This is a genomic window from Mesorhizobium sp. WSM4810, from assembly GCF_055811235.1.
The window spans coordinates 7,239-22,508 of record NZ_JBVVQV010000017.1 but is presented as its reverse complement, the minus strand read 5'-3'; the positions used below and the strand labels follow the sequence as shown (position 1 = coordinate 22,508).

12 protein-coding genes are annotated in these 15,270 nt (G+C 62.2%); 8 read left to right on the top strand and 4 right to left on the bottom strand.

The window, feature by feature from the left end:
• Positions 1 to 10: 10 nt before the first annotated feature.
• From AC0L3O_RS22640 to AC0L3O_RS22625, 4 genes are all read left to right on the top strand, one after another.
• Positions 11 to 934: a 2-hydroxyacid dehydrogenase gene (locus AC0L3O_RS22640; protein WP_128168247.1), complete on the top strand. Its 924-nt coding sequence runs from the start codon at positions 11 to 13 to the stop codon at positions 932 to 934.
• A gap of 14 nt (positions 935 to 948) precedes the next feature.
• Positions 949 to 1,305, top strand: a complete 357-nt coding sequence (locus AC0L3O_RS22635) for a cupin domain-containing protein (RefSeq protein WP_023798459.1) — start codon at positions 949 to 951, stop codon at positions 1,303 to 1,305.
• Between the two features lie 167 nt (positions 1,306 to 1,472).
• Positions 1,473 to 2,516 carry a tartrate dehydrogenase gene (locus tag AC0L3O_RS22630; protein WP_473616654.1) on the top strand — a complete coding sequence of 348 codons (1,044 nt, stop codon included), beginning with the start codon at positions 1,473 to 1,475 and terminating at the stop codon, positions 2,514 to 2,516.
• An 18-nt stretch (positions 2,517 to 2,534) separates the two neighbouring features.
• Complete coding sequence (locus AC0L3O_RS22625) at positions 2,535 to 4,013, top strand: NAD-dependent succinate-semialdehyde dehydrogenase (protein ID WP_473616653.1); 1,479 nt, start codon at positions 2,535 to 2,537, stop codon at positions 4,011 to 4,013.
• 761 nt (positions 4,014 to 4,774) lie between these two features.
• Here the strand turns inward: AC0L3O_RS22625 and AC0L3O_RS22620 are convergent.
• Entirely contained in the window at positions 4,775 to 5,464 is a 690-nt protein-coding gene (locus AC0L3O_RS22620; protein ID WP_473616651.1) for a haloacid dehalogenase type II, read from the bottom strand.
• A 321-nt stretch (positions 5,465 to 5,785) separates the two neighbouring features.
• Here AC0L3O_RS22620 and AC0L3O_RS22615 point away from each other — a divergent pair, with 321 nt between their 5' ends.
• The gene (locus AC0L3O_RS22615; protein WP_473616720.1) at positions 5,786 to 6,628 is read left to right on the top strand and encodes a GNAT family N-acetyltransferase; all 843 of its coding nucleotides are present in this window, start codon (positions 5,786 to 5,788) and stop codon (positions 6,626 to 6,628) included.
• Between the two features lie 47 nt (positions 6,629 to 6,675).
• Entirely contained in the window at positions 6,676 to 8,052 is a 1,377-nt protein-coding gene (locus AC0L3O_RS22610) for an aminotransferase class III-fold pyridoxal phosphate-dependent enzyme (RefSeq protein ID WP_473536644.1), read from the top strand.
• A gap of 40 nt (positions 8,053 to 8,092) precedes the next feature.
• Here the strand turns inward: AC0L3O_RS22610 and AC0L3O_RS22605 are convergent, their stop codons facing one another.
• The 3 genes from AC0L3O_RS22605 to AC0L3O_RS22595 all read right to left on the bottom strand — a co-directional run bounded on the left by AC0L3O_RS22605 (position 8,093) and on the right by AC0L3O_RS22595 (position 11,058).
• Positions 8,093 to 8,569 carry an Lrp/AsnC family transcriptional regulator gene (locus AC0L3O_RS22605; protein WP_023798454.1) on the bottom strand — a complete coding sequence of 159 codons (477 nt, stop codon included), beginning with the start codon at positions 8,567 to 8,569 and terminating at the stop codon, positions 8,093 to 8,095.
• A 10-nt stretch (positions 8,570 to 8,579) separates the two neighbouring features.
• On the bottom strand, positions 8,580 to 9,653 hold the full coding sequence (locus AC0L3O_RS22600) for a tartrate dehydrogenase (protein ID WP_473532240.1): 1,074 nt from the start codon (positions 9,651 to 9,653) through the stop codon (positions 8,580 to 8,582).
• Positions 9,654 to 9,732: 79 nt separating this feature from the next.
• Complete coding sequence (locus tag AC0L3O_RS22595) at positions 9,733 to 11,058, bottom strand: NAD(P)/FAD-dependent oxidoreductase (protein WP_473616719.1); 1,326 nt, start codon at positions 11,056 to 11,058, stop codon at positions 9,733 to 9,735.
• A gap of 688 nt (positions 11,059 to 11,746) precedes the next feature.
• On the opposite strand from AC0L3O_RS22595, the gene AC0L3O_RS22590 reads away from it, so the two are divergent.
• Positions 11,747 to 13,411: an ABC transporter ATP-binding protein gene (locus AC0L3O_RS22590; protein WP_023798451.1), complete on the top strand. Its 1,665-nt coding sequence runs from the start codon at positions 11,747 to 11,749 to the stop codon at positions 13,409 to 13,411.
• Between the two features lie 38 nt (positions 13,412 to 13,449).
• Positions 13,450 to 15,120, top strand: a complete 1,671-nt coding sequence (locus tag AC0L3O_RS22585; protein ID WP_473616650.1) for a peptide ABC transporter substrate-binding protein — start codon at positions 13,450 to 13,452, stop codon at positions 15,118 to 15,120.
• The last annotated feature ends 150 nt before the right edge of the window (positions 15,121 to 15,270 follow it).

The following is a 15,270-nucleotide window of genomic DNA, read 5'->3' as shown; positions in this document are numbered from 1 at the left end:
GGCGGGTTCCATGGCATTTCTTTTCAACTCCGATGCGGCGCGTGCTGCGGTGTTCCGCGAGATTTTTGCGCGCGAACTCCCGGATCTGGAATTCTTCCATTCCGGCGAGGAGATGGAGCCGGACAAGGTGCGCTATCTCATCACCTGGACGGTGCCGGACGACATCTCGCGCTACCGCAATCTGGAAGTGCTGTTTTCGATCGGCGCGGGCGTCGACCAGTTCAAGCAGGACGTCGTGCCAAGCCATGTGAAGCTTGTGCGCATGGTCGAGGACGGCATCATCCGCATGATGCAGGAATACGTCGCGCTTGGCGTGTTGGCGCTCCACCGGGAGATGCCCGCCTATCTCGATCAGCAGAAAAAGGGCCTCTGGCAGCCGATTGCCGCTCGACAGGCGGCCGAGCGCCGGGTCGGCTTTCTTGGTCTTGGCATGCTGGCGCAGGCGGCTATCGAGCGCCTGAAGCCATTCCAGTTTCCGCTTGCCGGGTGGAGCCGCAGCGAAAAGCGGATAGAGGGAGTCACCTGTTTTCAAGGCGCCGATCAGTTGCCCCGCTTTCTGAAGCAGACGGATATTCTCGTCTGCCTGCTACCGCTGACGCAGGAAACCAGCGGCATTCTCGATGCAAAACTCTTCTCCTTGCTGCCAGCAGGGGCGCGCCTGCTGCATGTCGGCAGGGGTCCGCAACTCGACCAGGCCGCGCTGATCGACGCGCTCGACAGAGGCCACGTATCCGCGGCGATGCTTGATGTCACTGATCCGGAACCGCTCCCGGAAGACCATCCGCTGTGGTCGCATCCGAAGGTGATGATAACGCCGCACATTGCCTCGGTGACACAACCACATACGGCGGCGCAAGCCGCCGTCGACAACGTCCGGCGCCACCGCGCCGGCGAAGAACTGATCGGCCTCATCGATCGGACACTCGGCTACTAACCAGGAAACCCAACATGTCACTGCTGACCACGATTGACACAAATCCCGCCTTCACGCCGAAGGAGGCATTGCCGCTGCCTGAGCGGCTCATTTCCGGCACTCCATCCTTCAAGAGCTGGGCGCAGGATGCCTCGAAAGGTGAGAAGGTTCTGACCGGCGTCTGGGAAGCCACCCCCGGCGAGACGCATTCGATCAAGGGCACCACCTACGAGTTCTGCCATATCCTTTCGGGCCTCATCGAAATCGAGGAGAAGGGCGGCGAGACCAAGACTTACCGCGCCGGCGACAGTTTCGTGATGAAGCCCGGTTTCGTGGGTGTCTGGCGCACGATCGAGACCGTGCGCAAGATCTACGTCTGCGTTTACGACTGAGTTCAGTGCTCAAGGTACGGCCGAGTAGAGCGCGCGGCGGTTCCAGAACAATCGACTATCCAAGTTCGGCCCGACGCGATTCGACGCTGTCGGGCCGCTCATTCTCGACGAAAAATGCGGCGCGCGGTCCGCTATGGTTCCGCTAGTGCGAATGAGGACCTCGATCGATGAAGACCTATGACATAGCGCTCATCCCCGGCGACGGCATCGGCAAGGACGTGACCGGGGCGGCATGGCAGGTGATGCAGGCCGCGGCCAAACGGGGCGGTTTCGCCCTTGATGGCACACGCTTCCCATGGTCGTGCGCCTACTACCTGGAAACCGGCGCAATGATGCCGCCAGACGGCATCGAGACACTCCGAAAATTCGATGCGATCTATCTCGGCGCTGTAGGCTGGCCCGCGGAAGTACCCGACTCAGTATCGCTTCACGGACTGCTGCTGCCGATCCGGAAAGGGTTCACGCAGTACGCCAACATACGGCCGCACAGGCTGTTGCCGGGCGTTCAGGGGCCCCTCCGCTCCGATGGTTTCGACATCCTGTGCATTCGCGAGAATACGGAAGGCGAATATTCCGGCGCCGGCGGGCGCGTGCATTCCGGCACGGCCAATGAGGTCGCGATTGAGACGTCAATCTTCACGCGTGCCGGTGTCGAACGGATCATGCGTTTCGGTTTCGAACAGGCGCGGGCGCGCGGCAAGAAGCTCGCATCCGTGACCAAATCCAACGCCCAAAAGCATTCCATGGTTTTCTGGGATGAGGTCACGCGTGAGGTGGCGAAGGACTATGCCGATGTCGAGGTCTCGCACTACCACATCGACGCCATTGCCGCCCGCATGGTGCTGGCGCCGGAAAGCCTCGACGTGATCGTCGCCTCGAACCTGTTTGGCGACATCCTCACCGATATTGGAGCGGCCATTCAGGGCGGGCTGGGTTACGCCGCCTCCGCCAATATCAATCCCGATCGCAGTGCGCCTTCCATGTTCGAACCGGTCCACGGTTCGGCGCCCGACATCGCGCATCTCGGTGTCGCCAATCCGATCGCCGCGGTCTGGTCCGGTGCGATGATGCTCGAGCATCTGGGCGAGGGGCATGCTGCGGCAGAAGTGATGTCGGCAATCGAGTCCATAACCGCGCGGGGCATTGGCACGATCGCAGGCAAGGACCGGACTGAAACAATCACGCAAGCCGTGCTTGCGGCGTTGAGCTGAAAGGGCAGAGGAAAGACCATGAATGCGATAACGAAGATTGGCACGTTTGACGATGCGGACCTGTTCCGCCAGCAGGCGTTGATTGGCGGTGTGTGGCGGCAAGCGGATACAAAGGCCGCCGTCGAGGTCACCAACCCTGCCACCCTGGCCGTTCTTGGCAGCGTTCCCGATATGGGCGGCGACGACACCAGGGCCGCTATCGCTGCTGCGGCCGAGGCATTCAAAAGCTGGAAGAAGACGACCCATGCCGAGCGTGCCGGACTGCTGGAGCGCTGGCACGACCTCATTCGCCAGCACGAACAGGATTTGGCTCTTCTGCTGACGCTGGAACAGGGTAAGCCGCTTGCCGAGGCGTCGGCGGAAATCCGCTACGGCGCATCTTTCGTGAAATGGTTTGCGGAGGAGGCGCGCCGCATCGGTGGCTCGACCATTCCGTCACCCACCGCCGATCGACGCATTCTGGTTCTCAAGGAAGCAGTCGGCGTCTGTGCCATCATCACGCCGTGGAATTTCCCCAACGCGATGATCACGCGCAAAGTAGCACCGGCGCTGGCCGCCGGCTGCACGGTTGTCATCAAGCCGTCGGAGTTCACACCCTTTTCGGCGCTCGCGCTCGGTGTCCTGGCGGAGCGGGCGGGCATCCCGGCAGGCGTTATCAACATCGTGACCGGCATGCCGGGCGAGATCGGAAAAGAGCTGATGGCCAACGAAACGGTGCGCAAGATCTCGTTCACCGGTTCGACCCGCGTCGGTGCGCTGCTCATGCGTGGCGCGGCCGATAGCATCAAGCGGCTGAGCCTGGAGCTTGGCGGCAACGCGCCCTTTATCGTCTTTGACGACGCCGATCTGGATAACGCAGTTGAAGGTGTGATCGTATCCAAGTTCCGCAATGGCGGTCAAACCTGCGTTTGCGCGAACCGGATTCTCGTGCAGGAAGGCGTTTACGACGCTTTCGCCGAAAAGCTGAGCCAGCGCGTGACGCGGATGAAGGTTGGCGCGGGGACCGACGACGGCACTGAGATCGGCCCGATGATCAACGCGGCCGCGATCGACAAGATCGAGCGTCACATCGCGGATGCCAAGACGAAAGGCGCGCAGATCCTCGCCCAAAGCGAGGCAGTGCCGGACGGCAGGCAATATGCACGGCCCGTCGTCCTGGGGGAGGCTACCACCGAGATGCTCCTGGCATCGGAAGAGACCTTCGGTCCGGTGGCGCCGCTTTTTCGCTTCGAGACGGAGGAAGAGGCCATCACGATCGCGAACGGGACGCCGTTCGGCCTTGCCGCTTACTTCTACACCGACAACCTCAAGCGGTCATGGCGTGTTGCCGAGGCGCTGGAGTTCGGTATGGTCGGGCTCAATACCGGCCTGATCTCGACCGAGGTTGCGCCTTTCGGCGGTGTCAAGCAGTCAGGCATGGGGCGGGAAGGATCGCAACTCGGGATCGAGGAATATCTCGAGGTCAAGACGCTTCACGTCGGCGGGTTGAACCAGTAGGCTTTGCCGGAGTCGCAACAGCGGCACCAGAATCAGAAAGGGGCGGTGGAAACCGCCCCTTTCTCATTGTGCGCCAGGCATGGCGCGTGGTGCGCAAGCGCCGTTTGGCCGGGGTGGTATCCGGTCGATGACTTGGAGGTGAAAGTCCTCTGCGGGGGCCCTGGTGATGGGAACCGCTAGCCGAACAGCAAGGGCGTCGTCGCGAGGCGGGGTCTGAAGGAAGCTGCAAGCAAAGTGCCGGCCTGACGAACAGGAAGCGCATATGAGGCGTCCGCATCCGGGCGAGGGGGCCGCAAAACCCGAAGCCCGATATCACCCGGAGGGTGCGGCCGTAGATGCGACAGGTAGATGGCACGAAGGTCACGCGTCTTACCCTGGGAGGCCTGCCGACCTGCCCCTGGAGACAGGTGTGCTACCGCCGCCGAGAGGCGCCGGGATGGGTCGGCAGGAGTCAGCAGAGGCCGTAGTAGCCGGACCAACCGGTGAAGGGCTGAACGTGTCGATGGAGGTCGGACTTCATTTCCGACCGCCTTGGGCAGATACCTCGCGAGAAGGCCCGAGCCGGAAGTAGCGGGCGGAACCCGCAAGATAAGGCTGGGGCGCCAATAGGGCGGCGGGCATTGAGGACCTCAAGCCGAGCGCGACACGAACCGCCGTGTACGGAACCGTACGCATGGTGGTGTGGGAGGAGGGACGCCGAAAGGCTCCCTCCTACCCGATTCGATACTTCGAATGCCGCGATGGCCGGAGGCCCGCCGGCCTCAAGCAACTTCCCGAACGGGCTCCAGGCCGACCGCGGCGGCCAGCCCGCCGATATCCTTGATCTCGGTATATTCGTAGAAGGGGTTCGCGGGCTCGTGGCCGCGGTTCACCCAGACCTTGCTCTTGATGCCGAGATCGTAGGCGGTCATGAGATCGTAGCGGAAGGAGGAGGAGACGTGAATGATGTCCTCCGGGCCGCAGCCGAGCTTGTCGAGCATGTATTCAAAGCCCTTCATCAGCGGCTTGTAGGCGCCAACCTCTTCGGCGGTGATAACGGTGTGAAAGGGCGCGCCGAGCTTTTCCACATTCGACATGATCAGGCTGTTCATGGAGTTGGACAGGATCACCAGTGGGATTTCCTTGGCCACTCTGGACAGGCCAGCCGGGACGTCGGGGTGCGGACCCCAGGTCGGCACTTCGTCATAGATGCGTTGGGCGTCTTCGGGTTTGAACTGGATACCGATGCGCTTGCAGCTGCGTTCGATGGAATTCTGCACCACCTCGAGGAAGGGTTTCCATGGCCCCAGCACCTCGTCAAGGCGATAGCCTCTAAAAGCCTCCACGAAGCTGGCCATTGCCTCCGGGGAGAGGCGCTCGCCGTAGACGCGCCGCGCCGCGCCGGCCATATCGAAATTGGTGAGCGTGCCGTAGCAGTCGAAGGTGATGTATTTCGGTCTGAACGTCGACATGGCGACAATCCTCCTGGTTTTTCTCGGCACAGCGTGCCTGTACCACAATCACCATAGTCGGAGATCTGGAAGACTAACGGCCGCATTCGCGGCGACCTGAAGCAGATCGTTTCGTATTGCATCGCCGGTTTGGCAGAGAGTTGCGCCAGGTGTCCTTTCGAGCTTTGGCAGCGGCGCGGCCTGTCGGCCTTGCTCCGGCAGAAGATGCGGCACGAGCGGCGAAGGATAGTGAAAACGCGTCGCGCTTGGCTGCCGGTCGGAAGGAACTGCTGTCTTTGGTGGTCTACCGTCAGCACTGAAGACGAAGGCTGGAAATTCATCATGACCACACGACAGATCATCCTTGAAGAGATGACACCGGGGCACCTGGAAGGTGCTGTCGAGTTGTCTCGCCAAGTCAATTGGCCGCATCGCCGCGAGGATTGGGAACTGGCCCAGCCGGTCAGCCGGGGGATCGTCGCCCTGGAAGAAGAACGCGTGGTGGCGACCATCATGATGACCCCCTACGGCGACGATGCCGCCGCCATCAACATGGTGATCGTCGATGCGGCGATGCGCGGCCGCGGACTCGGCCGAAAGATGATGGAAGAGGCGCTTGCGAAGGCGGGTGAGCGCACCTGTTGCCTGACGGCGACACGGGAAGGCCTGCCGCTCTATGAGAAGCTGGGCTTCGTCACGACTGGCGAGATCGTGCAGCATCAGGGCGAGGCGTTGGCAGTTTCGGCGCCTGCCCGTGTATCCTGGGCAGAGAGCGGCGATCTTGCGCGCCTCGAGGTGCTGGATCGCGAGGCATTTGGCCATGACCGTTCGGCGCTGATGAAGCGGCTTTTCGAGCGCGCGAAGCTCGCTGTCATTCGCGATGACGGCGATATCCAGGCCTTTTCCGCCATCCGGCCATTCGGCCGGGGGCTGGTCATCGGCCCGGTGGTGGCGAGAAACGGTACCGAGGCCAAGGCACTGATCGACTTTCTGCTCGCCCATCATCAGGGCAAGTTCGTCCGTGTCGATACCGACGTCTCAACGGATCTTGCTGAATGGCTCACCGGGCGCGGCCTCGCGCACGTCGGCGGTGGGATCACGATGCGACGCTCCATGGCCACGCACAGGGAAAGCAAGCCGGCGCATCATTGCACATATGCGTTGGTCAGTCAGGCACTTGGTTAAATCAGGCACTCGGTTAAATCAGGCACTCGGTTGAATCGGAGGAAGAAATGCTGGCAAATTCACTGATCGAACTCGATCGCGCACATCTGGTTCACCCGTTTTCATGCTATCGGAGCCACGAGGAGACGGGCGTGCGGGTGCTCAAATCCGCCAAGGGCGCAACGGTGACCGATGCAAGCGGGAAAACCCTGCTGGACGGATTCGCCGGTCTATGGTGTGTAAACCTCGGCTACGGCCAGGAAAGTATCGTTGAAGCAGCCGCAAAGCAGCTGAGAGAGCTTCCCTATGCCACGGGATATTTCGGGCTGGGGTCCGAGCCTGCCATTCGCCTTGCTGCCAGGCTTGCCGAACTGGCGCCCGGCGATTTGAACCATGTCTATTTCACGCTTGGCGGCTCCGACGCAGTCGACAGCACGATCCGCTTCATTCGCTATTACTACCATGCCAAGGGCACGCCGCAGAAGGACCAGTTCATCTCGGTCGAGCATGGCTACCATGGCTCCTCGACGGCAGGGTCAGGCCTGACCGCGATTCCGGCTTTCCATGCGGGTTTCGGCGTGCCTTACGACTGGCAGCACAAGATTCCCTCGCACTACGCCTATCGCAATCCGGTCGGTTCCGACCCGCAGGCGATCATCGATGCATCGGTCGCGGCCCTGCGCGCCAAAATCGCGGAACTCGGCGCGGGCCGCGTTGCGGCCTTCTACGCCGAACCCATCCAGGGTTCGGGCGGTGTCCTCGTTCCACCGACAGGTTGGCTGAAGGCTCTGCACGCCGTGTGCAAGGAACATGACATCCTGTTCGTTGTCGACGAAGTCATCACGGCCTTTGGCCGTACCGGCCCTCTCTTCGCCTGCGAGGAAGACGAGGTCGTGCCGGATCTCATGACCACGGCGAAGGGACTGACCTCGGGCTACGTGCCGATGGGCGCCGTCTTCATCTCGGACCATGTGTACAATACGATCGCAGACGGAGCCGGCAAAGCGCCCGTCGGCCATGGCTATACTTATTCGGCCCATCCCGTGAGCGCGGCGGTCGGGCTCGAATGCCTGCGTCTCTACGAAGACAGCTTGCTCGAGAACGGGCGCAAGGCCGGCAAGCGCCTGATGGAAGGCCTTCGCTCGCTCGCCGACCACCCGCTGGTTGGCGACATTCGCGGCCGTGGCATGCTGGCAGCAATCGAGTTGGTCACCGACAAGGAGCGCAAGACGCCGCTGCCGGCGGCGGCCGATCCGGGGCGCCGCATCTTCGAGCGCGCGTGGGCGAACGGCCTTGTCATCCGCGCCTTCAACAGCGGCATTCTCGGCTTTGCGCCGCCGCTCTGCTGCACCGATGACGATATTGATGGAATCCTCGAACGCACCCGGATGACCCTGGATCAAACCCTCGAGGACCAGGACGTGCGGTCGGCGATGAAGGGATGATCGTCCAGGCTGCCGCCGCGTGCGCGCGGCAGCCTCTTTCTCATCTGTCGAATATCGCGTCGAGAGGCAAATGGGATTTGACGATCGGTGACTTCAGCACGACGAAGCTGAAATATTTGTCGATTCCGATATCCAGTTCGATCATGCGCTCCATGATCGTCTGGTACTCGCTGATGCCCGCTGTGACAAACTTCACAAGATAGTCGTAACCGCCTGAAACCAGGTGGCATTCGATAACAGAATCGACCTTCTGGATTGCGGTGAGAAATCTCGCGAAGTCGTTCTGTTGATGGTGCTTGAGCGTGACTTCGGTGAAGATCGTCAGAGTCTGCCCGAGCTTGGACACATCGATCTGGGCGGAATAGCCGGTGATGAAGCCTTCCGTCTGAAGCTTCTTCACCCGCATCAGGCAAGGGCTCGGTGAAAGGTTCACGAGGTCGGCGAGCTCGACATTCGTGACCCGCCCGTTCTTCTGCAGTTGGGATAAGATCTTGATGTCGATCTTGTCGAGCTTCATTGGAAACCTGTCAAACGTTGGAACCGCGGATCGTCCGGCAGACGGCGTCGGTCACCTCCTGCGTGGTCGCTGTCCCTCCGACGTCCGGCGTCAGCACGCCCTCACGCGTCACCGATTCCACAGCGTTCATCAACCGGGCGGCCGCTGCGCTCTCGCCCAGATGTTCGAGCATCTGGGCAGCGGTCCAGAAGGTGGCGACCGGGTTGGCAATACCCTTGCCGGCGATGTCGAATGCCGAGCCGTGAATTGGCTCGAACATCGAGGGATAGCGCCGCTCGGGATCAATGTTGGCGGTCGGTGCAACGCCGAGACTGCCCGCGAGCGCGCCCGCAAGGTCCGACAATATGTCGGCGTGAAGATTGGTGGCGACGATCGTATCAAGGCTCCGAGGTTTCAACGTCATACGCACTGTCATAGCATCGACCAGCATCTTGTCCCAGGCGACGTCCGGGAATTCCGGCGCCACCTCGGCTGCGATTTCGTCCCACATTACCATGCCGTGACGCTGCGCGTTCGACTTTGTGACAACTGTCAGGAGCTTTCGCGGCCGTGACTGCGCCAGCCGGAATGCATAGCGCATGATGCGAGTGACGCCGACGCGCGTGAAGATCGCGACCTCGGTTCCGACCTCCTCGGGGAGGCCGCGATGGGCTCTGCCGCCGTGGCCCGAATACTCGCCCTCGGAATTCTCCCGCACGATCACCCAATCCAGATCGCCAGGGCCAACGCCCGCCAGCGGCGAAACAATACCGGGCAATATCCTGGTCGGCCGCACGTTCGCGTATTGATCAAAGCCCTGGCAAATCGGCAGCCGGAGGCCCCAGAGGGTGATATCGTCGGGCACATCGGGAGCGCCTACCGCGCCAAAGAAGATAGCGTCGAAGCGCTTCAGTTGCGCCACCCCATCTTCGGGCATCATCCGACCATGCGCCTTGTAGTAGTCTGAGCCCCAGTCGAAGTGCTGGACGCGCAGCTTGAAGTCGCCGCAGCGCCGCTGCAGAGCCTCAAGCGCCTGGAGTCCGGCGGCAATGACCTCTGGGCCGATCCCGTCGGCAGGAATGGCGGCAATCTCATATTCGCGCATCGTCATTTTCCCTTCAGTGCTGGCCGCCTCGCGCCCTCGATCTCGTGTGCGACCTGATGTAGCTTGGCAAACGGTCTTCTCAGAATTCAGCGACCTTGCCCCACGCAGCTGTCTTCAGACGCTCCGGCCTATAGGGACGCGGATCGACGATCGGCTCGCTGCCGGTGATGATATCGGCGATCATATGCCCAGCGCCCGGCCCGATCCCGAAGCCGTGGCCGCTAAATCCCGCGGCGAGAAGAAAGCCCGGAATCCCCTCCACTTCACCAATTGCCGGGACGCCATCGGGCGTGCTGTCGACATAGCCCGCCCAAGCATGAGAAATCGCGACGCGCTGGAACTCGGGCAGCAATTCGCAGGCTCTTTGATAGGTCAGGCGAATCTGCCTCATGTCAGGTGTGGGGTCGAGAATCCGATTCCGTTCCATTGGTGTCACGTCGTCAAGTACCCATCTCCTCAGGCTTTCATGTCCTTGACGCCAGCCCTCGAACGCTCCCGGGGCCAGACTGCGCCAGCGGCGGGCGAACATGGGCACGAACTCGCGGCTGAACCTGAGCTGCTGCGGCGTTGGATCGACTCGCGCCCGCCCGCTGATCGCCAGCGCGTATCCGCCGTTGCTGCGCCGCGTCAACGAGACGCGCGCGGTATGCAGGGCATCCGGCAGGCCTTCTGCTCCCGGCGCTACGGCTAGAATGGACTGACGCACGGCAGCTTGCGGGAAACGGATACCAAGCTGGTTGCAGAAGGAAGAAGCCCACGCGCCTCCGGCCATGACCACGGTCGTTGTGCGGATGGTTCCGGCTTCTGTAACGACGCCGCTGACCCGGCCGGCGCTCAGTTCCAGCCCGCGCGCCGCGCAATTTTGATGCACGGTGCCGCCGGCCGCCATGATGCCGCGCGCGGCAACCGGCACCGCCTTCGATGGATCCGCCGTTCCGTCAGTTGGCGAGAACACGCCGCCTTTCCATTTGCGGCCGGTGGCCTTGCCCCGTTCGGTGGCTTCTTCTGCGCTCAGCACATGCGTCGTGACGCCAACCGTCCTTGCGAAATCGCGCCACTTTGCCCAGCCTGCCAACTCGTTTTCGTCCTGCGAGAGATAGAGCAGGCCGCAGCGGCGGAAGCCGGTGTCCTCGCCGGTCTCCTGCGCCACTTTTTCCCAGAGATCGAGGCTCTTGGTTGCCATCGGCAACTCGCGTGCGTCACGGTTCTGCTGACGGCACCAGCCCCAGTTGCGGCTGGACTGTTCGGCGGCAACGCGCCCCTTCTCCAGCAGGGCAACGCTGATGCCGCGGCGTGCGAGATAATAGGCCGTGAATACGCCGACCACGCCGCCGCCGATGACGACGACGTCCGCCTCGCGAGGCAGGGATGGGCTGGACTCGATGTGAATGAGCGGCGCGGGCATGGATGGGACTCCGTAAATTTGAAGCATCCTAACCTGCGGCCCGCAGAGGCAGGCTGCGGAGTCCATGCCTGGACGGAATTTCCTGCGGTTTGCAGCCCTTGGAACAGGCAATTGTTGCCGAAAAAGCGCTCGCTGGCCCCAACCTCGTAGGGGCAAGCAGGAGTACACTTCATCCAGTCGCGCGATCTGCGGCATGGGCTTTTCGGGACGCGGCGCGCAGTGACGCAAGGCCTGTCGCGCACAAATCAGCGGAAGAAGGACCTGGTTGTCTGATCCCGGTTTTCTGCGCCGGAACGGGAGCAGAGTGAAATGCCGAACCTGACGTTCTTTTCAGAAGTTCCTGCCGCCCGAGGGCCAAATTTCGACGACTATGCGGATACAGAACAGTCAAACTGGCTGAAAGAACGGAGCACCCTTCCTTATAACGGGTAAGCTCCAGAGGACTTCCGATAGGCAGGGCTTACGCCTTCGGAGAGTTCTCCAAGAAAAGGGAACAGTGTCCGGTACACGGACCGAATTTCATCAAGGGAGCCGCCAGGATGAGCAGAATCCGTCTCTCGCAGCCTCAGCGCTCGAAGCGCCGAGATGACCAGACGACGGTCGCTATGGTGAGGCGCTTCTGCTCAAAGCGCGATGATGCGGTCCGCAACAGCGTGGACCCGCTCGGTTCAAACGGGAGATGATCGCAATGGTCGCCACGATCCAGCCTGTAGCCCTCCACGATGTGGCGCTTTCGGTGCGCGACCTCACGGTGAATTTGCCGAAAGGCATGGAGCGGACCCATGCCGTCGAGAACATCTCGTTTGATCTGAAACGCGGCCAGATTCTGTGCGTCATTGGCGAGTCCGGATCCGGCAAGTCGGTCACCGCCAACGCCATCATGGGGCTGCTGCCCAAGGTGATCCGTCTCTCCTCGGGCGCCATCCACCTCGATGGGACGAACATCGTGGGCATGCCGCAGGACAAGCTGCGCAGCCTGCGCGGCCGGGTGGTGTCGATGATCTTCCAGGACCCGCTGTCGGCGCTTAATCCGCTGATGACCGTGGGCGCGCAGATCGACGAGGTCATGGCGGCGCACGGCGTCGGCACTCCGAAATCGCGTCGCGGCCGCGCTGTCGAGTTGCTGACCGAGGTGGGACTGCCGGACCCGCAACTCATGTACCACCAGTATCCGTTCCGCCTCTCCGGCGGGCAGCGGCAGCGGGTGATGATCGCCATGGCGCTGGCGCTTGAACCGACGATCCTGATCGCGGATGAACCGACGACGGCGCTCGACGTGACCACACAGGCACAGATTCTGGAGCTGATCCGCGACATTCAGCGCCGCAAGGGAATGAGCGTCATGTTCATCACTCACGACTTCGGCGTGGTGGCCGAGATCGCAGACAGCGTCGTCGTGATGGAGAAGGGCCACATCGTCGAGCAGGGTAGCGCTCAACAGGTCCTGAAGTCGCCTGGCCATCCCTACACAAGGCGCCTTATCGCAGCCGTCCCGCACCTGACCGGCGAGAACCGCGTTCCTCTGGAGACGGCCGACAAAGCGCCGATCCTGAAGGTCGAAGGCCTGATGAAGACCTACCGAAGCGGCAGTTCCCTGTTCAGCGCGCAGCGCGTCGTGCCCGCGGTCAACGAGGTCTCGTTCGATCTGGCGCCCGGGCGCACGCTGGGCGTTGTGGGCGAAAGCGGTTCCGGCAAATCATCGCTTGGTCGGCTATTGATCAAGCTGCTGGACAGCGACGGCGGCGGGATTCTGTTCGAGGGTCGCGACATCGCCAAGCTTTCCGAAGCCGAATTCCGCCCGCTGCGGCCGCGGGTCCAGATGATCTTCCAGGATCCGTTCGCCTCGCTCAACCCGCGCTCGACGATCGGCCACATCCTCACCGTTGGCCCAGTCGCGCACGGCACGCCCTATGCCCAGGCGCGCGAAGAGGCGAGGGCGCTCCTGGCCCATGTCGGCCTCGATGCCGGCGCCTTTGATCGCTTTCCGCATGAATTTTCCGGTGGCCAGCGCCAGCGCATCGGCATCGCTCGGGCACTGATGTTCAAGCCGAAGCTGCTGATCGCCGATGAGGCGGTGTCGGCGCTGGACGTGTCAATCCAGGCCCAGATCCTGCAGCTGCTCGACCAGATCCAGCGGGAGACCGGCGTGTCGATGATCTTCATCACCCACGACCTGCGCGTCGCCAGCCAGATCTGCGACGAGATCGCGGTGATGCAGAAAGGGCGGATCGTCGAACGGGGACCGCCATCGCAAATCTTCCTCGACCCGCAATCAGCCTACACACGTGAGCTGGTGGCGGCGATTCCTGGAGAGCAGCCGGGAACCACCCGCCCGGTTGCAGCAAACGGATAATAGCCACGGCGGACACCGCCAAAACAAGGGGAATTCCAATGACTGAACGCTCAAACACCAAATCAAACTACTCGCGACGCGATGCACTGCGATTGATGGCGATAGGCGGGGCTGCAGGCCTCATTGCGCCCAATCTGCTGGGCAAACCCGCCTTCGCCCAGAACCCTCCGGCGAGCCCAACCGGCCGCGTCGTGGTTGGACTTTCGCAGGAACCCACCGTCTTCAATCCGTTGATGCCGCATATCGAGGCCGACGAGGCTGTGCATTTCTCGGTGTTCGATGCACTCGTTCGCATGGACCCCAAGGGCGTTCTTCAGCCCAATCTCGCGGTCGAAGTGCCAAGCCAGAAGAACGGCGGCATTTCAGAGGACGGGCTTGTGTGGCGCATTCGCCTGCGTGACGATGTCCGCTGGCACGACGGCAAGCCGTTCACGGCCGAGGACGTGAAATTTACTCTTGAGCTCATCACCAATCCGAAATTCCGCGCGTGGCGCACGGCGGGCCATTCGCTGGTGCGCGATATCAAGGTGGTCTCACCGACCGAGCTGACCTGGCGGATGGAGGAGGCTTTCGCCCCCTACCAGTCGTTTCTCGCCGAAACCTTCATGGTTCCCAAGCACATCCTCGAGAAAGAGGCCGACCCCAACGCTGCCGCCTTCAATCAGGCGCCTGTCGGCACTGGCGCATTCAAGTGGGCGCAGCGCGTTGCCGGCGATCATATCGAACTCGTCGCGAACGCGGATTATGCCGGGGAGGGCCCTTATCTGGAGCGGCTCGTCTTCAAATACATCCCCGACATGACGGTGCTCTACACCCAGTTCAAAAGCGGCGACATCGATCTTGTCGACCAGGCATTCATAACCGCCGACCACTACGCGGAAGCCAGCACACTATCGGATCGTTTGGTCAAGCTGGAGCCCGGGGCATCGGTCGAGTCGATCTATCTCAATCTTGAGAAGCCGCAATTCAAGGACCCGGCGGTCCGCCAGGCGCTCTACGCGGCAATCGACAGGAAAGCGATCCTCGAAGCACTTTACTACGGGGTCCACAAACCGACCGAGACGTTCATGCCGCAGAATTCCTACTACTACAATCCGAACCTGCCGGCACAGGAGTTCAACCTCGAGCGCGCGGGCCAGATCCTCGACGAGGCCGGCTGGGTACCCGGAGCCGATGGAATACGGGTGAAGGATGGGGTGCGTCTGTCGTTCGCCAACTCCACCACTTCCGGCAACCACCTGCGCGAGCAGACGCAGCAGTTCCTGCAGCAGACATTCGCCGAGATCGGGGTCGAGATGACTATCTCGAACCTGCCGGCCGCCGTCATGTGGGGGGATTTCTGGCTCAAATCGCAGTACGAGTCAGCCATCTCGGGTGTAACCAATGTCATCGCGGGCGACCCCGACGTTTCCAACCGCCTGCACACCAAGGCGATCGTCGCCAAGGGCGGAAAGGGCTCGAACACAGGCCAGTACTCCAACCCGGAGGTTGATGCGCTGCTCGAGAAGGGCGCCCGCACCTTCGATCGGGAACAGCGGCGCGCCATCTATCTGCGCGTGCAGGAAATCGTCCGTCAGGATCTGCCGTTCCTGCCTCTGTTTGCCTACACCAACGTGTTCGGCCGCAAGGAAGGGCTGGAGGGTTTCGAGGCAAATTCCAACACCCGCGTCGCATCCTGGCATGCCGCCGGATGGCATTGGAACGCCTGACATATATAGACCGGCGGGGGCGCCCGGGGGGGGGGGGGGGGGGGGGGGGGGGGGGTTTTTGTGGGGGGGGGGGGGGGGGGGGGTTGGGGTTTTGTTTTTGGGTGGGGTGTGGGGGGTGGGTGGGGGGGGCGGGGAGGGGGCCCCCCCCCA